The 24608-nt window shown below is 71.7% G+C and carries 18 protein-coding genes and 1 tRNA gene; 4 read left to right on the top strand and 15 right to left on the bottom strand.

Going from position 1 to position 24608, the window contains the following annotated elements; translation table 11 throughout:
- Positions 1-83: 83 nt before the first annotated feature.
- The 7 genes from HDA41_RS34160 to HDA41_RS34130 form a co-directional block, all read right to left on the bottom strand.
- Positions 84-950: an alpha/beta fold hydrolase gene (locus tag HDA41_RS34160; RefSeq protein WP_184990872.1), complete on the bottom strand. Its 867-nt coding sequence runs from the start codon at positions 948-950 to the stop codon at positions 84-86.
- A 281-nt stretch (positions 951-1231) separates the two neighbouring features.
- Positions 1232-3274, bottom strand: a complete 2043-nt coding sequence (fusA, locus tag HDA41_RS34155; protein WP_184990871.1) for an elongation factor G — start codon at positions 3272-3274, stop codon at positions 1232-1234.
- A 341-nt stretch (positions 3275-3615) separates the two neighbouring features.
- Positions 3616-4530 (bottom strand): YceI family protein, encoded by a 915-nt coding sequence (locus tag HDA41_RS34150; protein ID WP_059421633.1) that lies wholly within the window; start codon positions 4528-4530, stop codon positions 3616-3618.
- A 171-nt stretch (positions 4531-4701) separates the two neighbouring features.
- On the bottom strand, positions 4702-5538 hold the full coding sequence (locus HDA41_RS34145) for an NmrA family NAD(P)-binding protein (protein WP_184990868.1): 837 nt from the start codon (positions 5536-5538) through the stop codon (positions 4702-4704).
- Positions 5539-5562: 24 nt separating this feature from the next.
- Positions 5563-6693, bottom strand: a complete 1131-nt coding sequence (locus HDA41_RS34140) for a maleylacetate reductase (protein ID WP_184990866.1) — start codon at positions 6691-6693, stop codon at positions 5563-5565.
- Positions 6690-7559 carry an intradiol ring-cleavage dioxygenase gene (locus HDA41_RS34135; RefSeq protein ID WP_184990864.1) on the bottom strand — a complete coding sequence of 290 codons (870 nt, stop codon included), beginning with the start codon at positions 7557-7559 and terminating at the stop codon, positions 6690-6692. The genes HDA41_RS34140 and HDA41_RS34135 overlap by 4 nt, the downstream gene beginning before the upstream one ends.
- Positions 7560-7610: 51 nt before the next feature.
- Entirely contained in the window at positions 7611-9350 is a 1740-nt protein-coding gene (locus HDA41_RS34130; protein ID WP_184990862.1) for an FAD-dependent oxidoreductase, read from the bottom strand.
- Between the two features lie 186 nt (positions 9351-9536).
- Between HDA41_RS34130 and HDA41_RS34125 the strand changes: the two genes are divergently transcribed.
- Both HDA41_RS34125 and HDA41_RS34120 read left to right on the top strand, forming a co-directional pair.
- Positions 9537-11399 (top strand): sigma-54-dependent Fis family transcriptional regulator, encoded by a 1863-nt coding sequence (locus HDA41_RS34125; protein WP_230299520.1) that lies wholly within the window; start codon positions 9537-9539, stop codon positions 11397-11399.
- Between the two features lie 34 nt (positions 11400-11433).
- Positions 11434-12648 (top strand): MFS transporter, encoded by a 1215-nt coding sequence (locus tag HDA41_RS34120; protein WP_184993974.1) that lies wholly within the window; start codon positions 11434-11436, stop codon positions 12646-12648.
- A gap of 77 nt (positions 12649-12725) precedes the next feature.
- On the opposite strand, the gene HDA41_RS34115 is transcribed toward HDA41_RS34120, so the two are convergent.
- A tRNA-Leu gene (locus HDA41_RS34115) sits at positions 12726-12810 on the bottom strand.
- Positions 12811-12990: 180 nt separating this feature from the next.
- On the opposite strand from HDA41_RS34115, the gene HDA41_RS34110 reads away from it, so the two are divergent.
- On the top strand, positions 12991-13416 hold the full coding sequence (locus HDA41_RS34110; RefSeq protein ID WP_059418469.1) for a PAS domain S-box protein: 426 nt from the start codon (positions 12991-12993) through the stop codon (positions 13414-13416).
- Between the two features lie 64 nt (positions 13417-13480).
- Here the strand turns inward: HDA41_RS34110 and frc are convergent, their stop codons facing one another.
- Together frc and oxc are read right to left on the bottom strand one after the other, a co-directional pair.
- Positions 13481-14737 carry a formyl-CoA transferase gene (frc, locus tag HDA41_RS34105; RefSeq protein WP_059418472.1) on the bottom strand — a complete coding sequence of 419 codons (1257 nt, stop codon included), beginning with the start codon at positions 14735-14737 and terminating at the stop codon, positions 13481-13483.
- Positions 14738-14797: 60 nt separating this feature from the next.
- Positions 14798-16546 carry an oxalyl-CoA decarboxylase gene (gene oxc / locus HDA41_RS34100; RefSeq protein WP_059418473.1) on the bottom strand — a complete coding sequence of 583 codons (1749 nt, stop codon included), beginning with the start codon at positions 16544-16546 and terminating at the stop codon, positions 14798-14800.
- A gap of 256 nt (positions 16547-16802) precedes the next feature.
- Here oxc and HDA41_RS34095 point away from each other — a divergent pair, with 256 nt between their 5' ends.
- The gene (locus HDA41_RS34095) at positions 16803-18386 is read left to right on the top strand and encodes a FadD7 family fatty acid--CoA ligase (RefSeq protein WP_184990851.1); all 1584 of its coding nucleotides are present in this window, start codon (positions 16803-16805) and stop codon (positions 18384-18386) included.
- 9 nt (positions 18387-18395) lie between these two features.
- On the opposite strand, the gene HDA41_RS34090 is transcribed toward HDA41_RS34095, so the two are convergent.
- From HDA41_RS34090 to HDA41_RS34070, 5 genes are all read right to left on the bottom strand, one after another.
- Positions 18396-19334 (bottom strand): LysR family transcriptional regulator, encoded by a 939-nt coding sequence (locus tag HDA41_RS34090; RefSeq protein WP_184993972.1) that lies wholly within the window; start codon positions 19332-19334, stop codon positions 18396-18398.
- A 136-nt stretch (positions 19335-19470) separates the two neighbouring features.
- Entirely contained in the window at positions 19471-19683 is a 213-nt protein-coding gene (locus HDA41_RS34085) for a formate dehydrogenase subunit delta (protein WP_230299521.1), read from the bottom strand.
- Between the two features lies 1 nt (position 19684).
- Positions 19685-22501, bottom strand: a complete 2817-nt coding sequence (gene fdhF / locus HDA41_RS34080; RefSeq protein WP_184990849.1) for a formate dehydrogenase subunit alpha — start codon at positions 22499-22501, stop codon at positions 19685-19687.
- A complete protein-coding gene (locus HDA41_RS34075) occupies positions 22498-24099 on the bottom strand; it encodes a formate dehydrogenase beta subunit (protein WP_184990847.1) in 1602 nt (533 codons plus the stop codon). The genes fdhF and HDA41_RS34075 overlap by 4 nt, the downstream gene beginning before the upstream one ends.
- Positions 24096-24575: a formate dehydrogenase subunit gamma gene (locus HDA41_RS34070; RefSeq protein ID WP_086603056.1), complete on the bottom strand. Its 480-nt coding sequence runs from the start codon at positions 24573-24575 to the stop codon at positions 24096-24098. The genes HDA41_RS34075 and HDA41_RS34070 overlap by 4 nt, the downstream gene beginning before the upstream one ends.
- Positions 24576-24608: the final 33 nt, after the last annotated feature.

Here is a 24608-nt window from a genome sequence, read left to right as displayed (position 1 = left end):
CGGTCGAATTCCACCTGCACAACGCCCACGCCTGGGCGAACGCCCACATGGGCGAGGCCCTGGCGGCCCAGGGCGGATCCGGACTATGGGCCAGGCGGCGGGGCGGACGCCTGATCCCGGAAGGCTGCCAGGACCGCCACAAACGCCCCCGGACCGTCTCGCCACGGAAAGTGCCCCGCCCCGCTCTGCACGACCAGCCCGGCGCTCGGGAACAGCCCCGCGTACCCCTTCATCACGCGCACGGGCCCCGCCACGTCGTACTCCCCGGCGAGGACGAGCACCGGTGAGGGAAACGCGGCAAGGGCACTCCGGGTGCCATCGGGGTCGAAGGCACCGTCGGAGGCGTAGCGAGCGGCGGCTTCGTCGTTGCGCTGTCGCTGCTCCGCCGCGCGGAAGGCCCGGGCCTCGTCGTCCCAGCGGCCGAACCAGAAGGGGGCGACGGCGTCCCAGTCGTCGGCCGTCGCCCGGCCGGCCGTGATGGCCTCCAGGGACGTGTACGCCGGGGCGAACCACGGTTCGTCCCGGCGCAGGCGCGCCCTCTCCAGGCGGTCCTCGGCGGTGATGCCGAGGCCGACGGCGAAGACGCTGGGCGCGATCAGGGCGAGCCGGCCCACGCGGTCCGGATGGCGGGCCGTGTACAGCGCGGCCAGGTTGGCACCGGCGGAGTGCGCGAGCAGGTCCAGCCGCTGAAGGCCCAGCTCCTCGCGCAGCGCCTCGACATCGGCGACCTGCCGGTCACAGCGGTACGACGCCGTGTCCCGCGGCACAGCCGAACCGCCGGTGCCCCTGAGGTCCAGCCGGATCAGGGTGCGGTGGGCGGTCAGGCCGCCCAGGTCCCCCAGGTAGACCGAGTCCTGCATCGGGCCACCGGGGAGACAGACCAGGGGCGGGCCGTCCCCCGTCATGTGGTAGGCGAGGGTGGTGCCGTCGGGGGCGGTGTAGGTGGGCATGGGCGCGAGGCTGACAGGCGGTGGAGGCCGGGGCAACCGGATATCCGCCGGGGTGTCAGCGGTCCACCGTGCCGTCGACGGTGGTGGCCTGGCCGTGAGCGGGTCGGCCCCTCCTCTTCCGGGGAGGGGCCGACCGCCGTTCTGCCGGCTACCGCGTCGGTGTCGTGACCGAACACCGGCGCGTAGCCGATGGGCCGGGTCGTGAAGGTGCCCGGCTACCGCGTCGGCGTCGTGACCGGCACCGGCGCGTAACCGGTGGGCCGGGTCGTGAAGGTGCCCGGCTACCGCGTCGGCGTCGTGACCGGCGCCGGGGCGTAGCCGGTGGGGCGGGCCGTGAAGGTGCCGCGGCCCTGGGTGCGGCTGCGCAACCGGGTGGCGTAGCCGAAGAGTTCGGCCAACGGCACGGTGGCCGTGACGATGGCCGCGCCCGCGCGGGTGACCGAGCCGGTCACCCGGCCGCGCCGGGCGGCGAGGTCGCCGAGCACGCCGCCCACCGCATCCTCGGGCACGGTCACCGTGACCTCGACAACCGGCTCCAGCAGGACCATCGCGCAGGCGCGCAGGGCCTCGCGGAGGCCGAGGCGGCCGGCCGTGCGGAACGCCGTGTCCGAGGAGTCCTTCACATGGGTCGCCCCGTCGGTGAGCGTGACGCGCAGCCCGGTCACCGGGTGCCCGCCGAGCGGCCCTTCGGCGAGGGCGTCACGGCAGCCGGCCTCGACCGCCCGGACGTACTCCTGCGGCACGCGCCCGCCGACGACGGCCGACCGGAAGGCGAACCCGCCCTCCTCGTACGGCTCGACGTCGAGGACGACATGGGCGAACTGCCCCGCCCCGCCGTCCTGTTTGACGTGCCGGTAGACGAGACCGGACACGCCCCGGGCGACCGTCTCGCGGTAACCGACCCGGGGGCGGCCGACGTTGACCTCCAGCCCCAGCTCACGCCGGAGCTTCTCCACCGCCACCTCCAGGTGCAGTTCACCCATGCCCGACAGCACGGTCTGCCCGGTCTCCGGGTCGGTCCGCACGACCAGCGAGGGATCCTCCTCGGTCAGCCGGGCCAGCCCGGACGCCAGACGGTCGGTGTCGCCGGCCCCGCGGGACTCGACCGCGACCGAGACCACCGGCTCGGGTACGCCCGGCGGTTCCAGGACGAGCGGAGCGTCCGGCGCGCACAGGGTCGAGCCGGCGCGGGCCGACTTGAGCCCGACGACGGCGACGATGTCCCCGGCGACCGCCCGGTCCAGCGGTGCGTGCCGGTCGGCCTGGACGCGCAGGATGCGGCCGATGCGCTCGGTGCGGCGCGCGCTGGCGTCCCACAGGGTGTCTCCCTTCTCGATCGTTCCGGAGTAGATGCGCAGGTAGGTCAGCCGTCCTGTCGGTGTGGCGTGCACCTTGAAGGCGAGGGCGGCCGGTGGCGCCGCGGGATCGGCGGGCCGCTCCTGTTCGTCACCGTCATACGTGCCTCTGACCGGCGGCACGTCCAGCGGCGACGGCAGATAGGCCACGACCGCGTCGAGCAGCGGCTCGACACCGCGGTTGCGGTACGCGGAGCCGCACAGCACGACCACGCCGTCGCCGTCGCGGGTCAGGTCCCGCAGCGCCGAGGCGAGGGCCCGCTCGGAGAGCGTGCCTGTGTCGCAGAACTGCTCCAGTGCGCCCGGGTGGAGTTCCGCCACGGCCTCCTCCAGCGCCCGGCGGCGCGCGAGGGCCTCGTCCCGGAGGTCGTCCGGCACCGGCGTCTCCTCGAAGGCGTCGCCGTCGGCCCACCGCAGGGCCCGCATGCGTACGAGGTCGACGACGCCGGTGAAGGCGTCCTCCGAGCCGATCGGCAGCTGGACGACCAGCGGGGCCGGGTGCAGCCGCTCCCGGATCGACGCGACGGCCGCGTCCAGGTCGGCACCCGCGCGGTCCATCTTGTTGACGAACGCGATCCTCGGTACGCCGTGCCGGCCGGCCTGCCGCCACACCGACTCGCTCTGCGGCTCCACCCCGGCCACCGCGTCGAACACGGCCACCGCTCCGTCGAGGACCCGCAGGGCACGCTCCACCTCGTCGGCGAAGTCGACGTGCCCCGGGGTGTCGATCAGGTTGATCCGGTGACCGTCCCAGGCGCAGCTCACCGCCGCGGCGAAGATGGTGATGCCCCGGTCGCGCTCCTGCGGGTCGAAGTCCGTGACGGTGGTGCCGTCATGGACCTCGCCACGCTTGTGCGTGGTTCCGGTGGCGAACAGGATCCGTTCGGTGACGGTGGTCTTGCCGGCGTCGACGTGGGCGAGGATGCCGAGGTTGCGGACGACGGCGAGCGGGTCGGGGTTGATGCGCACGGCCCGGGGCCTTTCGAAAGGTGCAGGAAAGGGGCAGCGCGATTAACGGGCGAGGCGGGCATGGCGACACGCGACGCACAGCTCGCTGACTTCAGGCCAGCGAGCTGTGCGGCATGCCGTTCAGACGTTCGTCCCGGTCATCCGGCGCCCGCCGCGCAGCGGGTACCGGAGCGACGAGGACACGAGGATCACCTCGTAGCGCGGCAGGGAGACGGTGGCAGCGGTGCGGTCACGCATGGCCGTCTCCCTTCGATCGTCACGACGGTGCGCCGCTGCTCACGTCGTGGGCGGCGCCGGGTACTCGGTGAGTGTAGGGAGGGCGCGGGGAACCGGGCCAGGGATTATTCCGGCGGGGTCGGGGTGTCGTGGGTCCGGTACATCGCCTGGACGTCCAGCTCCAGTTGCACCGTCGGACCGACCACCGCGATGCCCCGGGCCAGCATGGAACGCCAGTTGAGCGTGAAGTCCTCGCGGTGCAGCTCCGCCGTCGCCAGGGCCGCGCAGCGCAGTTCCTGCCCGTAGCCGCCGTTGACGGTGCCGAGGTACGTCGTGTCCAGGGACACCGAGCGGCTCACGCCGTGCATCGTGAGGGAGCCCAACAGCGTCCATTTGCTGCCGCCCCGGTAGGCGAAGCGCCTGCTCGTGAAGTCGATGTACGGGAAACGCTCGACGTCCAGGAAGTCGGCGGACCGCAGGTGGTTGTCGCGGGTGGTGTTGCCGGTGTTGATGCTGGAGGCGTCGATGCGGACGTGCACGCGGGAGTCGGTCATGTCCGGGGTGATCCGGATACCGCCCTCGAAGCGTTCGAAGCGGCCGTGGACATGGGCCATGCCGACGTGCTTGGCGATGAAGCGGATCGCAGTGTGCGGCGGGTCGAAGAGCCAGGTTCCGGGCGTCGGCAGCTGGAGGGCCTCGGCGGGCTGCAGCCAGACGCGTTCGGTGGGCGTCGAGGTGTCCGCCCCGATCTCGATCGTCTCGCGGTGCGGCCGCAGGCCCTCCGCCGCGATCAGCAGGCTGTACCGGCCGGGCGGCAGCGCCGCGAGGAAGTAGCCGTACGGGTCGGTCGTCCCGCGGGCGGCCACCCGGTGGGTGTCCAGGGCGGTGACGGTGACGTCCGCGGCGGCCAGGGGCGAGCCCATCGGGTCGACGACCTCGCGGGCCACGGCACCCGCACCGGACGGAAGGGGGAGGGCGAGGCCCGCCGCTGCGGCGGAGGTGCTCTTGTGCCACCGGCGCCGGAGCAGTGCGAGGGCCATGTGGTTCACCTTTCTTCGGGTGGCGCGGCCGTACGAACGGCGGTTCAGCCCACGCCGACGGCCGCACCCTGTTGCGGTCACACCCCCCTTGTCGATCTTGTAACACCCGGCTTCGGAGCGGGTGTCTCAATACGAGACAGTCGAAGAAGGCCGGAAACAGTCGCTGGGCGCCTACGCCCTGAAGGCGCCCGCGTGTTCGGCGGCCCACTGGCCGAAGGTGCGGGCCGGGCGGCCGGTGACCTTCTCGACGGTGCCGGCGACCGTGCGGCCCACCTCGGGGGTGTTGCCGTACGCCTCCAGCAGGAAGCCGATCACGTCCTCCGTGAGACCCGCCGCCCGCCACTGCTCGACGGCCTGCTCCTCGGTCAACTCGACCAGTGTGATCTCGCGGCCGACGGCGGCGGCGATCGTCGCCACCTTGTCGCCGACCGTGAGCAGTTCGGGGCCGGTGATCACGTACTCCTGGCCTGCGTGGCCCTCCTCCGTGAGCGCGACCGCGGCGACGGCGCCGATGTCGCCCTCGTGGACCATGGCGCTCAGCCGTGCGACGAACGGCTCCCGGACCTCGCCCGAGGCCACGATCCCGTCCGCCCACTCCAGGGCGTTGGCCATGAACTCGACCGGCATGAGGACGGTCCACCGCACACCGTCGTCGGCACGTACGGCGTCCTCCAGCGGGGTGGGCCCGCCGCCGTGCAGCACCGTGATCCGGCGGACACGGGCCGAACGCGCCAGCTCCAGGATCCGCGGGCCGGTCTCCAGCGGGGTGAAGGCGGCTCCGCCGAAGGTGATCAGATGGAGGCCGGTGACCCCCTCCAACGCCGAGGTCAGGCCGTCGGGTTGCGTCAGGTCGCCCTCGACGACCTCCACACCGGCCGGGAAATCGGCCTTCGCGGCGTCCCGGGTGAGGGCGCGGACCTCGTGGCCCCGGGCCAGCAGTTCGGCGACGACCTGGCGGCCGACGGTTCCCGTGGCGCCGGTGACAAGAATCTTCTGCGTCTGCGTCATGACACGACCGTAGGAACCTTGCGGTCACTTTCTGTCCGCAAGTCCGTGCCCCCTCTGTATCTGCTGAAGGGGGATGTCCCCGGCCGGTTCCGGCGGGCCTCCCTCGTACGCCGCCCGCAGCACTGCCCGGGCCTCGTCCGCCGTCACCGGGCGCGGGTTGGCGTACGGCTCGCCCGCGACCCGGTCCGCCGCCGCTGTCACGTCGCCTTCCGCGAGGCCGAGTCCGGCGAGGGAACGCGGTGCTCCGAGGCGCCCGGCCAGCTCCCACAGGGCACGGGGCGGGTCGTCGGTGCCGAGGGCCCGTCGCAGTACGGCGAGCGCGTGCGGGGCGGCGGGGGCGTTGTGGGCGAGGACGTACGGCAGGACGACGGTGTGCGTCTCGGCGTGCGGCAGTCCGAACGTGCCGCCCAGCACGTGGCACACCTTGTGGTGGAGCCCCATCGTGGTCGAGCCGAGGCACGTGCCGCACAGCCAGGCCGCGTACAGCGCCCGGCTGCGCGCGTCCAGGTCCTTCGGGTCGGCGGCCAGCCGCGGCAGTGCCTCGGCCATGGCCCGCACGCCCTCCTCGGCCATGACCGAGACCAGCGGCGAGGTGTCCGGGGCGTACAGCGCCTCGACGGCGTGCGCGAGCGCGTTGACGCCGCTGGTCACGGTCAGCGGTACGGGCAGGGAGAGGGTGAGCCGGGGATCGTAGACGACGCTGCGGGGCTGGACCACCGGGTCGCGGCCGGTGCGCTTGGTGCCGTGCTCGGTCAGGCCCCACACGGGAGTCATCTCGGAACCCGAGTAGGTCGAGGGCACGGCGATCAGCGGCAGTCCGGTGCGCAGCGCGATCGCCTTGCCGAGCCCGATCGCCGAGCCGCCGCCGACCGTCACGCAGCCGTCCGCCCCGGCCGCCCGCACCACCGCGACAGCCCGGTCGGCGTCCTCGACGGGCACGTGCATCCGGGCCTCGGCGTGCACTCCCGCGCAGGCGTCACCGAGCGCGTCCGCGACCGCCCGGGCGACGGCTTCGCCCCGGCTGCCGCACACCACGAGCAGCCGCCGCAGGCCCAGGTGTGCGGCCTCGCCCGGCGTCGCGGTGACGGCCGCGCCGGGCCGGAACACGACCCGCACGGGCCGGGTCTCGTACGAGAACTCGCTCTGGAACGTCATGCGGCACGCTCCAGGACGAGGTCGAGGCGGGCGTGCCGGAAGGGGTTCCCGACGCCGAACTCCCGGGCCAGGGACGGGTCGTCGGTCTGCGCGAAGTCCTGGACCAGGCTCTCCTTCACGGCGAACACCGCGTCGGAGTCGAGGTAGTCGCCGCCGGCCACGAAGATGTGCGTGGTGACGGGCGTGTGTCCCTCGGCCGTGGCGATGAAGTGGATGTGTGCGGGGCGGTAGGGGTGCCGCCCGGTCGCCCGCAGCAGGTCGCCGACCGGGCCGTCGGTGGGGATCGGGTACGGCGCCGGGACGCAGGTGCGGAACCAGAAGCGGCCCTCGGGGTCGGCGGTGAACAGTCCGCGTCCGTTGCCCGTGGGCTGGACCCCGGGCTGCTGGACGTCGTAGAAGCCCTTGTCGTCGGCCTGCCAGACGTCGACGGCGGCGCCGGGCAGTGGGGTGCCGTCCTCGGACAGCACCCGGCCGCTGACGACGCACGGTTCGCCGCCGCCCACGAGGTCGATGTCGTCGCCGAGGGCGCGGACCGGCGACTCGGTCATGTGGAAGGGGCCGAGGACGGTGGACTCGGTGGCGCCGGGCGCGCGGTGGCCGTGGACGGTCTCCACGAGCATGGACAGCCCGAGCACGTCCGACAGCAGGATGAACTCCTGCCGGGTGTCGGTGCAGGCCTGCCCGGTCGCCGTCAGAAAGGAGATCGCCCGCTCCCACTCCTGCTGGGTCAGCCGGGTCTCGCGCGCGAAGTCGTGCAGATGGCGGACGAGGCCGGTGAGCAGCTCGCGCAGCCGCGGGTCGGCGGTCCCCCGGAGGCTGGCGAGGGCCTGCTCGGTGACGCCGGCCCCGGTCGCGTCGGTGGTCATCCCGGCTCCTCGTCGTCGTGCGCTGCTGCCCTTGCTTCCATGATTGCTCGCTCAGGCGTGTCCGAGGATGGTCCGCAACGCGTCCGCGAGCCGTTCGCCGGCGTCCGGTGCGGCGGACGCGTGCCGGAAGGCGACGAAACCGTCGGGGCGCACGAGCAGGGCACCCGCGTCGGAGATCTCGCTCAGGCGCGCCCAGTCGCCGTACGGGTCCTCGTACTCCTGCCCGGGCCCGATCACCACGGTGGCGATCTCCACCTCCTGGGCCTCGGCCGCCCGCACCCAGGCCTCTCCCCCGATGCCGGTCAGCAGGGTGAAGCGGCCCCGGCCGACCGTGTCGAGGGTGGAGAGCGTGCGGGAGCCCGAGGTGATCCAGGCGTGCGGGAGCCGGGCGCCCGGTCGGGAGGACGGCTGGTGGTGCAGCTCGGGGTCGCGGGTGAAGCCGGGGTCGGGCGTGCCGTCCGGGACGATCGCGCCGGAGGTGTAGCGCTGGTTGAGGTCGACGCCGTGCGCGTTGAACTCGTAGGCCTTGAAGGCGATCGCCTCGCGCAGCTCGGCGCGCTGCTTCCCGGCGGCCTCGGTGGTGTCCTTGCGGGCGGCGATATTGGCCCACAGCTGCTCGGGGGTCTGCGGGGAGAGCCCGTCGAGGGCCTCGAAGACCGGGGCGGTCTCGCGGATGGACCGGTTGGCGCGCGTGACGACCTGCCGGCCGATGGGCGCGCGCTCGGCGGTGTAGCTGTCGAGCAGCCTGGGGTGGGCGGTGCCGTCGAGGACGAGTCCGAGCTTCCAGGCCAGGTTGTAGGCGTCCTGGATGGAGGTGTTGGAGCCGAGGCCGTTGGACGGGGGATGCCGGTGCACGGCGTCGCCGGCGCAGAAGACGCGGCCGTTCGCGTAGCTCTCCGCGTACATCTCGTTGACGGTCCACGCGGAGGACGACTTGATGGTCACGGGGATGTCGTCGTCGCCGACGAGCCCCCGCACGACGGATTCGGCGTACGCGGTGGTCAGGTCCGGGGCGCCCGCGGTGACGTCGTAGCCCCACACGATCAGCCACTCGGTCCAGGGGCGGACGCAGCGCACCAGGCCCGCGCCGATGCCGCCGACCGTCGCGCCGGGCGCGAGGACCCAGTACAGGGTGGCCGGGCGGTGGGCGGTGTACTTGGCCAGATCCGCCTCGAAGACGATGTTGATGCTGCCGGCCACCCCCATCTGGCCGCCCATCGGCAGCCCGGCGTCCGTGGCGACCCTGGACCGTCCGCCGTCGGCGCCGATCAGGTACTTGGCGCGGATCTCGTAGGTGTCCCCGCGCAGCCGGTCGCGGACGGTGGCCGTGACGCCGTCGGCGTCCTGGGCGTGGGAGAGGTACTCGGTCTCGAAGCGCAGCCGGGTGCCGCGGGCGACGGCCGCGTTCACGAGGACCGGCTCCATGAGGTGCTGCGGCATGTCGCACATGCGGGTGGGGCTGGCGAGTTCGTGTTCCGCCTGCGCGAGCGGGTCGTTGCCCCAGGAGCGCACCCGGCCCAGTTCCTCGCCCGCGAGGCTGGTGCAGAACGTCGTGTTGCCCATCAGGTGCTGCGGGGTGGCCTGGGCGACGACCTCCTGTTCCACGCCCAGGTCGCGCAGCACCTCCATGGTGCGCTGGTTGGTGATGTGCGCGCGGGGCGTGTCGGCGAGGCTCGCGTAGCGGGTCACCACGATGTTGGGCACCCCGTAGGTGCTCAGGGCGAGCGCGGCCGAGGCACCGGCGGGGCCGCTGCCCACGATCAGGACGTCGGTCTCGACGACGGTGGACACGGGGCGCTCCTGCGGGGGGTGTGATGGGGGGCGGGGCGGACATCGAGCGTCCATGATCATGGAGCGGCCCGGTCGGTCGTGGGTGTCTCATTACGAGACACCCGGGCGCCGTGAGGAGGGGCGCCGGGCATGGCGGTTCCCGCCCGTTGTTGCCCGTTCAATCGAACCCGCTACGGTGTTGTTGCCGTGACCACGACCGAGCCCTCCTCCGCAGCCACCGCCCGGCCCTCACTGCGTCTCGCCCGCGAGCGGTTCCTGTCGGGGTGTCCGCTGCCCGGCGGCGTTCCGGAGGAGGTCGTCGCGGCGTGGCGGCGGGCGCGGTTCTTCGGCGTGCCGCACGACTTGGATGTGCCGCACGACCTGAAGGAGCCGGTTGTCGCTCCCTCCCGACCGGTGGAGTCGACGCTGCTGGGTGCCGCCCGGCCGGTGCTCGACCGGATCGTCCCCGCCCTGGGCGCGGACCGGTCGCTCCTCGTCCTGACCGACGAGCGGCTGCGCGTGCTGTGGACGGCGGGGAGCGTGCCCGGGCTCGAACCGTGCCCCGTCCTGTCGGAGCAGGAGGTCGGCAACAACAGCGCGGCTCTCGCCCTGCGCACCCGGCGCCGGGCCGAGGTGCACGGACCCGAGCACTTCCTCGACCGGTGGCAGGACGTGTCCGCCGTGAGCGTCCCGGTGCTCGCCCCGGAGGGCGGCCGGGTCGCCGGCACGCTGACCGTCGCGTCGCTCGCTTCGCGGCTGGACGGCGCGCGTTCGCCGCATCCGCAGGCGGCACTCGCCGAGGCCGCCGCCGCGGCGGTCGAGACGGAACTGCGTGCGCGGGCGGGGCCGGCTGAGCGGGTACTGCTGGATGCCTATCTGCGGGCGGTGGGTGGACCGGACCGGACGGCGGGTGGGCCGGACCCGGCCGTGGCCGACCGGGCTGCAGGCGACCGTGCCGTGGCCGCCCTGGACGGTCGTCACCGCCTGATCAGCGACTCCGCGCAGCAGTTGCTGACGCCCGAGGTGCTCGGGGCGCTGGAGCGTGCGGCGGTGAGCGCGCGGCACGCGGATGCCGTGGGCGGCACGGGCCAGCCCGACGGCACATGCCTGCCCGAGCGGACCGAGCGGCCCGAGCTGCCGGAGCGGCCCGAGCTGCCGGAGGGCGCTGGGTGCCTCGCGCGGATCGATCCGGTGCGTCTGGACGGCATGGTCATCGGGATCGTCGCCGTACTGGAGCCGCTCGCCGGACCCGTGCCGTCGGCGCCGGCCGTGCCGCGCCCGCCCTGCTCGCTCACCGGCTCGTCGGTGCCCTGGCGGCACGCCGTCGGGCGTGCCGTCGGACTGGCCCGCTCGCCGGAGCCGTTGCTGCTGACCGGTGAGCGCGGAACCGGCAAGACCGCGCTGGCTCTGGAACTCCTGGGCACCCAGGCCGTCGAGATCGCCGACGCGGCGCAGGACACCGTGCTCGAAAGCGCCCTGTCCGTCTGGCCGGCCGGTCGCCCGCTCCTGCTCCGGCACGCCGAGCGCCTCGCGCAGCCCGGCGTGGCCGCGATCAACTCCCTGCTGGACACGCATCCGGACATCCGGCTGCTGGTCACCTACACGCCCGGCGCGTCGGCCGGCCCCTGCCTCCAGCGTCTGCTGGACAAACTGTCCGCCCGCTCGGTGGTCCTGCCTCCGCTGCGGGAACGCACCGAGGACATACGGGAGCTGCTGCCGGCCCTGGCACCGCGCCCGGCCCCCGGGCAGCCGCCGCTGACCTGGACGCTGGATGCCCTGCGCGCGCTCGATCGGTACCCGTGGCCCGGGAACGTCACCGAGCTGGCCCATGTCGTCCGGGCCCTCGCGGAGCACCGCCGGATGTCGGGGCCGGTGCGCCGGGCGGAGTTGCCGGACGCCGTGCGGGAAGGCCCGGCCGTGCGGCCCCTCAGCCCGATGGAGCACGCCGAGCGCGCCGCGATACTCGAGGCACTGCGCCGCCACGGCGGCAACAAGGCACGCGCGGCGGCCGCCCTGGGCATCGGCCGGGCGACGCTGTACCGCAAGCTGCGGGGCTACCGAGAAGCATGAGCGAAACGTGGCTGCGGCAGCCCGGAAACGGCGCATACCGAGTGGACTCGTCGCGCTGGCGCTCGGTGGTTTCGGTATCGGTCTCACCGAGTTCCTCATCGCCGGGCTGCTGCCGCAGGTCGCGTCGAGTTGCGCGGTGTCCGAGGCGGCTGCGGGCCGGCTGATCTCCGGCTACGCGCTGAGTGTCGCGGTGGGGGCGAACGCGCTGGCCGCGGCGACGGCACGGCTGCCCCGCAAGCAGGTCCTGGTCGGCCTGGTGGCGTTGTTCGTCGTCGGCAACCTGCTCTCCGCCGTCGCGCCGAACTACCCGGTGATGCTGCTCGGGTGGATCGTCGCGGCGTTGTGCCGCGGTTCGTTCTTCGGCATCGGCTCGCTGGTCGCGCGCAGTCTGGTCGCACCGGAGAAGAAGTCCCAGGCCGTGGCGATCATGTTCGCCGGGCTGACGGTCGCGAACGTGCTGGGCGTGCCGTTCGGCGCGTTGGTCGGTGAACGCTGGGGCTGGAGGGCGGCGTTCTGGGCGGTCACCGCGATCGGCGTGCTCGCACTGGCGGGAATCGCCGCGCTGGTGCCCGCGCGAGCGGGCCGGGTGCCCCCGGCCACAGGGGCGGACCCGGCACTGCCCAAGCCGGCAGCGGGGACGGACGAGGCCGCGTCGGACCCGGTGCCGCCCAGCGGGCTGCGCGCGCAGGTGCGGGCGTTCCGGTCCTGGCAGGTCTGGCTGACGCTGGCGGCCACCGCGCTCAGCTACGGCGGGATGTTCGGCGCGTTCAGTTACATCGCCTACACGTTCACCGAGGTCAGCGGCTTCGCCCAGGCCGATGTCGCCTGGCTGCTGATGGTGTACGGCGTCGGCCTGGTCGTCGGGAACCTGGTCGGCGGGCGCGCGGCCGACCGCGACCGTGCCCTGGTCCTCGCCCTGCCCGCGCTCACCCTGGCCCTGTTCGGACTGCTGGCCGACAGCGCTGCCGCCTCGGTCGTCCTGGTGTTCGTGATGGGCGTGACCGGGTTCGCCAGCGTGCCCGGAATGATCACGCGGGTCACCGACTTCGCCCACGGGGCGGCGCTGGCCGCCAGCGCCAACGTGTCCGCGTCCAACGTCGGCAACGCCCTCGGCGCCTGGCTCGGAGGCCTGGCCATCACCGCGGGCCTCGGCTACACCTCACCGCTCTACGTCGGCGCCGGCATCGCCCTGTCGTCCACCGTCGTCATGGTCATCGCAGCCCGGCTCGCGAGACAGCACTCAGTGTGACGAGCCAGGCGCGGAACACAGATGAGGTGCCGACCAGAACCGGTCGGCACCTCATGTGCAGCTGAAGCAAGTATCTGTGTCCGAGGGGGGACTTGAACCCCCACGCCCGATAAAGGGCACTAGCACCTCAAGCTAGCGCGTCTGCCATTCCGCCACCCGGACCAGGTGTCTGCCGCCTTGCCGGGGTGCTCCCCGAGGCGGCACGCACAACAATACCAAGCTTTCGGAGTGCCTTTCACCTGCGTTTCCCTCGCCCGAACGGCCGCATGGGGGAGCTCAGCGTATTCTGTATACGATTAATCTGTATACTGTTGTCACCGATGACTCCTGCTCGGAGGCGACATGGAAGATCTGGATTCCGCGGTGGTGCTGGGCATGGCGGCCCAGGCGCCCGACGGCATAGTGATCATTGACGGCGAAGGACTGATCCGCTACTGGAACCGGGGTGCGGAACGCATCTTCGGGTTCGCGGCGGACGACGTGGACGGCCGCAGTCTGGACGTCATCATCCCCGAGAAGCACCGCAAGCGTCACTGGGACGGCTTCCAGGAGGCCATGGACCGGGGGTCCAGCAAGTACGGGGAAGCGGACCTGCTGAACGTCCCCGCGCTGGCCGCGGACGGCCGCAAGCTGTCCATCGAGTTCAGCGTGGTGCTGCTGCCGGCCCCCGACGGCAGCACCTATTGCGGGGCGGTCATCCGGGACGTCACCGCGCGGCGCGAGCGGGAGCGGGAGCTGATGCGGCGGCGGGCCGAGGCGACGGTCTGAGCCTCGCCGACGACATGCGGAAGCGGCCGTGGCCTTCGGGCCACGGCCGTTTCCGCATGAAGGGTCAGACGATGACGCCGCTCTCCTTCAGCCGGCCGATGGTCTCCTCGTCGTAGCCCAGTTCGACCAGGACCTCGGAGCTGTGCTCGCCCAGCAGCGGGGCACCGACGACCTCGGGCTTGAAGGAGGAGAACTTCACCGGGCTGCCGACGGTCAGGTACGTCCCACGGCCCTTCTGCTCGACCTCGACGACCGTGCCGCTCTTGCGCAGGTCCTCGTCGTAGGCGATCTCCTTCATGCTCATCACCGGGGCGCAGGGCACCTCCCACTCACGCAGGATGTCCACCGCCTCGTACTTGGTCTTGTCCGCGAGCCACTTCTCGATCTCCTCGAAGATCTCGAAGATGTGGTTCTGGCGGGCGCGCGCGGTCGCGTACTCCGGGTCCTCGGCCCACTCGGGGTGGCCGATCGCCTCGGCGGTGCGCTTCCAGTTCTGCTCCTGGATGGTGAAGTAGATGTAGGCGTTCGGGTCGGTCTCCCAGCCCTTGCACTTGAGCACCCAGCCGGGCTGGCCGCCGCCGCCCGCGTTGCCGCCACGCGGCACCACGTCGGTGAACTCGCCGTTCGGGTACTGCGGGTACTCCTCCAGGTGGCCGACCCGCTCCAGGCGCTGCTGGTCGCGCAGCTTGACACGGCAGAGGTTGAGCACGGCGTCCTGCATGGAGACGGACACCTTCTGGCCCTTGCCGGTCTTGTTGCGGTCGATGATCGCGGTGAGGATGCCGATCGCCAGGTGCATACCGGTGTTGGTGTCACCGATGGCCGCGCCGGAGATGGTGGGCGGACCGTCCCAGAAGCCGGTGGTGGAGGCGGCGCCGCCCGCGCACTGGGCGACGTTCTCGTAGACCTTGAGGTCGTTCCAGGACGACTGGTCGTTGAAGCCCTTGACCGAGCCGAAGATCAGGCGCGGGTTGAGCTCCTGGATGCGCTCCCAGGAGAAGCCCATGCGGTCCAGGGCGCCCGGGGCGAAGTTCTCCACCAGGACGTCGGCTTCCGTGATGAGCTTCTCCAGGACCTCCTTGCCCTCGGCGGTCTTGGTGTTGATGGCGAGGGAGCGCTTGTTGCTGTTGAGCATGGTGAAGTAGAGCGCGTCCAGGTCCTCGATGTCCCGGAGCTGACGGCGCGTCACGTCGCCGCCGTTGGGACGCTCCACCTTCAGGACGTCGGCGCCGAACCAGGCGAGCATCTGCGTGCAGGCGGGACCGGCCTGGACGCCGGTGAAGTCGATCACCTTGATTCCGGCGAGCGGCTTTTCACTCATGTCTGCTTCCTTTTCGTGAACGTACGCGTACGGGGCGGGGGCTCGAGGTAAGGAGAAGGGTCACTTCTTCGCCGGCGTGATGTTGCCGACGGTGATGCCCTTGGGATTGAGGTGTGAGATGTGGCCGCTCTCGGTGCCGGCCGAGGGGTCGATCACGCAGTCGATGAGCGCCGGGCCGCCCGAAGCCAGGGCCTCGGTGAGGGCGGCGGTGACCTCGGCAGGCGTGGTGGCGCGGTAGCCCTTGCCGCCGAACGCCTCGATCAGCAGGTCGTGGCGGGCCGCCGACATGAGCGTCGTGGGCGCGGGGGCGTCGTCGTACGGGTTGGTGTCGTCGCCCCGGTAGACACCGCCGTTGTTCATGATCACGGTGACCACGGGGAGCTTGTAACGGCAGATCGTCTCGATCTCGATGCCACTGAACCCGAAGGCGCTGTCGCCCTCGATGGCCACGACCGGGGCGCCGCTCTCGACGGCGGCGGCGATGGCGTAGCCCATGCCGATGCCCATGACGCCCCAGGTGCCGCTGTCGAGACGGTGACGGGGGACGTGCATGTCGATGACGTTGCGCGCGATGTCCAGGGCGTTGGCGCCCTCGTTGACGATGTACGTCTCCGGGTGCTGGTGCACGACGTCGCGTACGGCCTTCAGGGCGCCCATGAACTGCATGGGGTGCGGGTCGGCCTCCAGCCGCTTGGCCATCTTGGCGACGTTCTGCGCCGAGCGCTCCCCGAGCTCGTCCCGCCAGGCCGAAGGGGCCTGGATCTGGCCGGGCTTGGTGCGTTCGGCGAGCGCGTCGAGCACCGACTCGATGTCACCGACGAGCGGTGCGGAGATCGGCTGGTTGCTGTCCATCTCCTTGGGGTCGATGTCGATCTGGATGAACTTGGCATCGGGGTTCCACCCCGTCTGGCCATGGTTGAGCAACCAGTTGAGGCGGGCGCCGACGAGCATCACGACGTCGGCCTTCTTCAGCGCCATGGAACGGGCGGTGGCCGCCGACTGCGGGTGGTTGTCGGGCAGCAGGCCCTTCGCCATCGACATCGGTACGTACGGGATGCCGGTGGACTCGATGAACTCCCGCACCTTGGCGTCCGCCTGGGCATACGCGGCGCCCTTGCCGAGCACCACCAGCGGGCGCTCGGCGGAGGCCAGCAGCTCGATCGCCCGGTCCACGGCCTCCGGCGCGGGCAGCTGGCGCGGAGCGGGGTCCACGAGGCGGCTCAGCGTCTTGTCGCCCTCCGCCTTGGGCATGATGGCGCCGAGCACCGCGGCGGGGATGTCGAGGTAGACACCGCCGGGGCGCCCGGAGATCGCGGTGCGCAGGGCGCGGGCGATGCCGCGGCCGATGTCCTCGACGCGGCTGACCCGGTAGGCGGCCTTCACGAAGGGCTGCGCGGCGGCGAGTTGGTCCATCTCCTCGTAGTCGCCCTGCTTGAGGTCGACGAGGTGGCGCTCGCTGGAGCCGGAGATCTGGACCATGGGGAAGCAGTTGGTGGTCGCGTTCGCCAGCGCGACCAGACCGTTGAGGAAGCCCGGTGCCGACACCGTCAGGGCCACGCCCGGCTTCTTGTTGAGGTAGCCGGCGATGGCCGCCGCGTGCCCGGCGTTGCTCTCGTGCCGGAAGCCGATGTAGCGGATGCCCTGCGCCTGGGCGAGGCGGGCCAGGTCGGTGATCGGGATGCCGACCACCCCGTAGATGGTGTCGACGTCGTTCATTTTGAGTGCGTCGACGACCAGGTGGTACCCGTCGGTGAGCTCGGTCGGAACGTCGGCTGCTGCCGCGGTCTCCATAGTCGAGGGGGCGGTCATGGTCCGAGGTCCTCCTTGGGCAGGTCCTGCCGGAGCGGCTACTCCTCTCACCATCCGCAGGGCGCCCGTCCGCGTCCAAGACCGATCGGCGACCAGCCGATAAACAGCATCTATCGAGGGCTGGTGGAGGCCTCGCCAGCTCTCTTGATAGACGGCCGCTATCGGCCGTTCGCCAGTACGTATTGGACGCTCGCCGCAGGCCACCGCAGGCTCGCAGAGGACTGCTTCATCGAACCTGGCGCGAGGGGGTGGGGTCATGGCCGTTCCGGCCGCGGCATCCGTGCGCGATGCGAACCGGTACCGGCCTCCGAGCGTCACGGGTCTCGTCGACCTCATCGACCGGCAGGTGCGTGAACGCCCGTACGCCCGGGCGCTGGTCGTCACCGGGGACCGGGTGCACCTGTCCTACCGGGGCCTCAGCGGCCTGGCCGACGACATGGCCGAACGGCTCGGCGGCACCGGGCTGCGCCGCGGTGAGGCGATCGGTCTGATCGCCGCCAACACCGCCGAGTTCGTGGTCGCGTTGCTCGGCGCGGCGCGGGCCGGTCTGGTGGTCGCCACGCTGGACCCTGCGCTGCCCTGGTCCGAACTCGCGGCGCGGAGCGAGGCGTTGGGAGCGCGGGCGGTTCTTCTGGGAGCACCGGCCGTGGCAGGGGGCCCGTTCCCCGTCCCGGTGTGGCCGCTGCGGGTGGACGTCTCCCGGGCCGGGACAGCGGCGGTCGAACTCGCGCCCGGTCCGCCTGTCGTGCCCCATGCCCGTGGTGCGGCAGACGAGTTGGCGGAGAACGACGCGCTCGTCCTGTTCACCGCCGGCACCAGCGACCGGCCGAAGATGGTCCCGCTCACCCAGGCCAACGTGGCCGCATCCGTCCACTCCCTCTGCGCCACCTACGAGTTGGGACCCGATGACGCGACGGTCGCGGTGATGCCGTTCTTCCACGGCCACGGGCTGTTCGCGGCACTGCTGGCGTCACTGGCCAGCGGAGGCTGCGTCCTGCTGCCCGAGCGGGGAAGGTTCTCGGCGGGCACGTTCTGGGACGACACGCGTGCCGTGGCCGCCACCTGGTTCACCGCGGCCCCGGCCATCCACGAGATCCTCCTGGACCGGTCGGAGCGGGAGTACCCGGGCCCGCAGGCGCCGCCCCTGAAGTTCGTCCGCAGCGGCAGCGCCCCCCTCAACTCGGCGACACAGCGGGCGCTGGAGCGCACGTTGGGCGTGCCTTTGCTGTCCGCGTACGGGATGACCGAGTCCTCGCACCAGGCATCCAGCGAACCGCTGCCCGGGCGGGGGCTGCTGAAGCAGGGTTCGGTGGGACGGCCGACCGGGGTCGAGATCCGGATCGCCGACCGGAACGGGCGTACGTGCCCCGTGGGCGTCGAGGGCGAGGTGTGGGTGCACGGTCCCACCGTCGCCCGGGGCTATCTCGGCGACCGGGAGGGGACGTCGTACACCTTCGTCGACGGGTGGCTGCGCACCGGTGATCTGGGAAGACTGGACGCGGACGGGTATCTGTCGCTGACCGGGCGGATCAACAACCTGATCAACCGCGGCGGCGAGAAGATCTCGCCTGAGCATGTCGAGGACATCCTCGCCGGCTGCCCGGGTGTCGCCGAGGTGGCCGTGTTCGCCGTGCCCGACGCGGTGTACGGGCAGCGGGTGGGCGCCGCGGTGGTGGTGCGCGAGGGTGAGAGCGTCGGGCGCGAGGAGATCCTGCGGTACGGCCGTGACCGGCTGGCCGCGTTCGAGGTGCCCGACCGGATCGAGCTGGTCGCCGCTCTGCCGTACACCGCCAAGGGGGCTCTGGACCGGAAGGCCGTCCAGGCCCGGTACGCGCCGTGACGGGGGCGTTCAGGGGGTGAGCACGCGGTGTTCGGCCGGGAGCGGCCGGGCGAAGAATTCGTCCAGGGACAGGCCCATCGCCGCGTTGACGAACGCCCGGGCGGCGACCGAGCCGGGGGTGGCGGCGTGGATCGCCACCGAGACCTGGGCGCCGGCCTCCGGCTCCACCAGGGGCAGCGCCCTCGTACGGCCGATCACCGGCATCGCGCGCAGCCACGTGTGCGGCACGATGCTGGCCCACCCGCCGCCGCCGACATGCGCGTAGAGGGAGGCGATCGAGTCCGTCTCCACCTGGGGGGTCACCACGAACCCCTTCTCCGCGAACACGGTGTCGACGATCTGGCGGATCCGCATGTCGGGGGTCAGCAGCGCGAGCGGCAGCTGGGCGGCGTCCGCCCAGGTCACGGTGGCGGACTGGGCCACCGGCTGGTCCTCCGACACCAGCAGCGTGTACCGCTCCTGATACAGGGGGACGACCTGCAAGCCCTCTTGGTCGTCCGGGTCGAAGTGGGCGATGGCCACATCCAGTTCGTAGTCACGCAGCTGGCGGTGGAGTTCCTTCGTCGACAGCCGGGAGCGGACCTGCACCTTGGCGAGCGGGTGCGCCGCGCAGAACGCGGCCACGGGAAGCGCCAGGGTCGTGGACGCCGTGGGGTCCGTGCCGAGCCGCAGCGTCCCGGTGATGCCGGACTGCACGGCGGCCACCTCCGCCTTGAAGGCGTCCTGTTCGGCGAGGATCCGCTTGGCCCACACGACGAGCCGTTCGCCCTCCGGGGTGAGGCCCTGGTAGTTGTGCCCGCGGTTGATGAGCGTGACGTTCAGCTCCCGCTCCAGTTTGGCGATCGCCGCCGAGAGCGCGGGCTGGGAGACGTAGCAGGACTCCGCCGCGCGGGCGAAGTGCCGTTCCCTCGCCACCGCCACGAAGTACTCCAGCTGCCGGAACAGCATGAACGACTCCTCCCTGTCCGGGGCCGCGTCAACCTGCTCCATACTGTATGCAGTATGGTGGTGATGTACAGGGGTGGCGACCCTGTTGATCTACCCGAATGCCCGGACCGCCACCCCTCGCATCGCCGGGCGCGGGTCAGCGCAGGAGCTTCACCGCGGCCACCACGAGCGGGTCCAGCCCGTCCGCCCCGGCGTCGGCGAACGCGTGGAGCCGGGCGCGCATCCGCGGGTCCCAGAACCTGCCGATGTGTCCGGCGATCGCCTCGACGGCCTCCTCCCCCGGCAGGTGTCCGAGGTTCCTCGCGATGTCGTTCGCCATCCTGAGTTCCGACGGCACGGTCGCTGTCATCTCAGTCCACCACCGTCACGAGGTCGTTCCCGGTGACGTCCGTGTCGCTGTGCCGGTCGGGGCGCGCGAGCGCGACCTGTACGGCGGTCACCTTGTACTCCGGGCAGTTGGTCGCCCAGTCGGAGTTCTCCGTGGTCACCACGTTGGCGCCGGTGACGGGATGGTGGAACGTGGTGTACACGACCCCGGTCGGCATGCGGTCGGAGATCTCCGCGCGCAGGGTGGTCTGCCCGACGCGGCTGGCCAGGGTGACCATGTCACCGTCGTTGATGCCGCGGACCTCGGCGTCGTGCGGGTGGAGTTCCAGGACGTCCTCGGGATGCCAGGCGACGTTGCCGGTTCGGCGGGTCTGGGCGCCGACGTTGTACTGGCTGAGGATGCGGCCCGTGGTGAGGACCAGCGGGAAGCGCCGGGTGCTGCGCTCGGCCGTGGGCACGTAGGCGGTGACCACGAACTTGCCCTTGCCGCGCACGAATTCGTCCACGTGCATGATGGGCGTGCCCTCCGGCGCCTGCTCGTTGCACGGCCACTGGACGCTGCTGAGCTTGTCCAGCAACTCGAAGGAGACCCCGGTGAACGTCGGGGTGACCGAGGCGATCTCGTCCATGATCCGGCTCGGATGGTCGTACGCCATGGGGTAGCCCATGGCGGTTGCGATCTCGCTGACGATCTGCCACTCGTGCTTGCCCGTCTTCGGCTTCATCACCGCGCGCACCCGGTTGATCCGGCGTTCGGCGTTGGTGAAGGTGCCGTCCTTCTCCAGGAAGGACGCCCCGGGCAGGAAGACGTGCGCGAACTTGGCGGTCTCGTTGAGGAACAGGTCCTGGACCACGACGAGTTCCATCGCTTCGAGCGCGGCGGTGACGTGCTGGAGGTTGGGGTCGGACTGGGCGATGTCCTCGCCGTGCACGAAGAGGCCCTTGAAGGTGCCGTCGATCGCCGCGTCGAACATGTTGGGGATGCGAAGGCCCGGTTCGGCGAGGAGAGTTCCGCCCCAGAGGTTCTCGAAGACCGTGCGGACGGCGTCGTCGGAGACGTGCCGGTAGCCGGGCAGCTCGTGCGGGAAGGAGCCCATGTCGCAGGAACCCTGCACGTTGTTCTGGCCGCGCAACGGGTTCACGCCGACGCCGTCCCGGCCGATGTTGCCGCACGCCATCGCGAGGTTGGCCATCCCCATGACCATCGTCGAGCCCTGGCTGTGCTCGGTGACGCCGAGGCCGTAGTAGATGGCCCCGTTGGGCGCCTCGGCGTACAGCCGTGCGGCGGCCCGGAGTTCACCGGCCGGCACGCCGGTGATCTCCTCGACCGCCTCCGGGCTGTTCTCCGGGCGGGCGATGAACTCGGCCCAGTCGTCGAAGCCTTCGCACCTGGCGTCCACGAACGACCGGTCGACCAGGCCCTCGGTGACGACCACGTGCGCCATGGCGTTGACGACGGCGACGTTGGTGCTGGGCCTGAGCTGGAGGTGGTGCTGGGCCTCGATGTGCGGCGAGCGCACCAGATCGATACGGCGGGGGTCCACGACGATGAGCTTGGCGCCCTCGCGCAGCCGGCGCTTCATCCGGGAGGCGAACACCGGGTGCCCGTCGGTGGGGTTGGCGCCGATGACCATGATGACGTCGGACTGCGCGACCGAGCGGAAGTCCTGGGTGCCGGCGGACTCGCCGAAGGTCTGCTTGAGACCGTATCCCGTCGGGGAGTGGCAGACCCGGGCGCAGGTGTCGACGTTGTTGTTGCCGAAGGCCGCGCGGACCATCTTCTGTACGACGTAGACCTCTTCGTTGGTGCAACGCGAGGAGGTGATGGCGCCGACCGCGCTGGAGCCGTACCGGTCCTGGATCTCGCGCATGCGGCGGGCGACCGTGCCGATCGCCTCGTCCCACTCGACCTCGCGCCAGGGGTCGGTGATCCTGTCGCGGACCATGGGCTTGAGTTGGCGGTCGGGGTGGGTGGCGTAGCCGAAGGCGAAGCGGCCCTTCACGCAGGAGTGGCCCTCGTTCGCGCCGCCGTCCTTGTGGGGCACCATGCGCACCAGCTCGTCGCCGCGCAGTTCGGCCTTGAAGGAGCAGCCCACACCGCAGTACGCGCAGGTCGTGACCACCGACCTGGTGGGCATGCCGAGTTCGACGACCGAGCGCTCCTGGAGCGTCGACGTCGGGCAGGCCTGGACGCAGGCCCCGCAGGAGACGCACTCGGAGTCCATGAAGGTCTCTCCGGCGCCCGGCGAGACCTTGGAGTCGAAGCCGCGGCCCTCGATGGTGAGCGCGAAGGTGCCCTGCACCTCACCGCACGCCCGGACGCAGCGGGAGCAGGCGATGCACTTGGAGGGGTCGAAGTCGAAGTAGGGGTTGGACGTGTCCTTCTCGGCGTCGAGGTGGTTCTCGCCCTCGTAGCCGTAGCGGACCTGCCTCAGCCCCACCACGCCGGCCATGTCCTGCAGTTCGCAGTCGCCGTTGGCCGGGCAGGTGAGGCAGTCGAGCGGGTGGTCGGAGATGTAGAGCTCCATGACGCCCTGGCGGAGCTTTGCCACCTTCGGCGTCTGGGTGCTCACCTTCATGCCGTCGGCGCACGGCGTGGTGCAGGACGCCGGGGTGCCGCGACGGCCGTCGATCTCCACCACACACAGGCGGCAGGAGCCGAAGGCCTCCAGGCTGTCGGTGGCGCACAACTTGGGTATGTCGACACCGGCCTGTGCGGCGGCGCGCATCACGGAGGTGCCTTCCGGGACGGCGACCGGCATGCCGTCGATCTCCACCGACACCGTCGCCGGGCCGGGCCGCTCGGGGGTTCCGAAGTCGGGTTCCTTGAGCAGGCTCATGCCGTGCCCTCCGTCGCTCGTACGGGGTGGATCTCCAGCAGCCGACGGCCGCCGAGGAAGTCGTCGGGGAAGTGAGCGAGGGCGCTGCGGACGGGCATCGGGGTCAGCCCGCCCATCGCGCACAACGAGCCTTCGGTCATCAGGTCGCACAGGTCTTCCAGCAGGGCCAGGTTCTCGTCCCGGTGCGTGCCGGCCACGATCTTGTCGATCACCTCGACGCCCCGCACCGAACCGACCCGGCAGGGTGTGCACTTGCCGCAGGACTCCTCGGCACAGAACTCCATCGCGAAGCGGGCCTGGGCGGCCATGTCGACGGTGTCGTCGAAGACGACGACGCCGCCGTGCCCGAGCATCGCGCCGGCCTCGGCGAACGCCTCGTAGTCCATCGGCAGGTCGAACAGGGACGTCGGCAGATAGGCGCCGAGCGGGCCGCCGACCTGCACCGTGCGCACCGGGCGTCCGGTGTGGGTCCCGCCGCCGTACTCCTCGACGAGTTCGCGCAGGGTGATGCCGAAGGCGGTCTCCACGATGCCGCCGCGGGCGATGTTGCCGCCGAGCTGGAAGACCTGGGTGCCGCGCGAGCGGCCGACGCCGAGGTCCTGGTAGGCCTTCGCGCCGTGGGCCAGGACCATGGGCACGGTGGTCAGGGTGAGGACGTTGTTCACCACGGTCGGTTTGCCGAACAGGCCCTCGATCGCGGGGATCGGTGGTTTCGCGCGGACCATGCCCCGCTTGCCCTCCAGGCTCTCCAGCATGGAGGTCTCCTCGCCGCAGATGTACGCGCCGGCGCCGACGCGGACGTGCAGGTCGAAGTCGAGCGAGGAGCCGAGGACGCCCTTGCCGAGCCAGCCGTGCTCGCGGGCGATGCCGATCGCCCGGCGCATCGTGGCCACGGCGTCGGGGTATTCGGAGCGGATGTATATGTAGCCCTCGCTCGCGCCGACCGCGTGCGCGGCGATGGTCATGCCTTCGATGAGCAGGAACGGGTCGCCCTCCATGACCATGCGGTCGGCGAAGGTGCCGCTGTCTCCCTCGTCGGCGTTGCAGCAGACGAACTTCAGCTCGTCGGCGCAGTCGAGCACCGTCTTCCACTTGATGCCGGCCGGGAATCCGGCGCCGCCTCGGCCGCGCAGCCCGGAGGCGGTGACCTCGGCGACGACGTCGGCGGGGGCCAGCTCCAACGCGGCCCGTAGCCCGGCGAGGCCGCCGTGCTCGACGTAGTCCTTCGTCGACAGGGGGTCGGTGACCCCGACCCTGGCGAAGGTGACGCGGTTCTGGCGGGCGAGCCACGGCAGTTCGTCCACGATGCCGAGCCGCAGCGGATGGTCCGCCCCGTCGAGCATGCCGGCGGCGAGGAGTCCCGCCACGTCCTCGGGGGCCACCGGGCCGTAGCCGACGCGTCCTTGCGGGGTCACGACCTCGACGAGCGGCTCCAGCCAGAGCATGCCGCGCGATCCGTTGCGTATGACGTCGATGGCGAAGTCGCCGCGGGCGGCGGCGTCTTGGAGCGCCTGGGCGACCTCGTCCGCGCCGACGGACCTGGCCGCCGAGTCGCGGGGAACGTGGACCGTGACCGCGGAGTCCGAGGAGTTGTTCATGAGGAGACCGTCCCGTTGAGGATCGAGCCCAGTCGGGCGGGGCCGACTCGTCCGTACAGCCGGCCGTTCGCCTCCACCGACGGGCCGAGGGCACAGTTGCCGAGACAGAAGACCTGCTCGACGGTGACCGAGCCGTCGGCCGTCGTCTCCCCCAGGGTCAGTCCGGACTCACGGGCGTGGCGCACCAGGCTGTCGGCACCCAGGGCCTGGCAGGCCTCGGCGCGGCAGATGCGCACGGTGGTGCGTCCCGCGGGCTCACGGCGGAAGTCGTGGTAGAAGGTCACCACCCCGTGGACGTCCGCCCGGGAGAGGTTGAGTTCCTCGGCGAGCACCGGGATCGCCTCCTGCGGCACATGGCCCAACTCGGCCTGGACGGCGTGCAGTACGGGCAGCAGCGCGCCGCGCTGGTCCCGGTGACGGGCCACCACCCCCCGGACCACGCTCTCGACCGACACATCACTCCCGCTGGTCGTCATGATCGCTTCGCCTTCCGTCACACGGGTCCCCGG

The sequence above is a fragment of the Streptomyces caelestis genome (assembly GCF_014205255.1).
Taxonomy (GTDB): domain Bacteria; phylum Actinomycetota; class Actinomycetes; order Streptomycetales; family Streptomycetaceae; genus Streptomyces; species Streptomyces caelestis.
The sequence above is the reverse complement of the archived record's forward strand: the minus strand, read 5'-3'. Positions and strand labels throughout refer to the sequence as shown.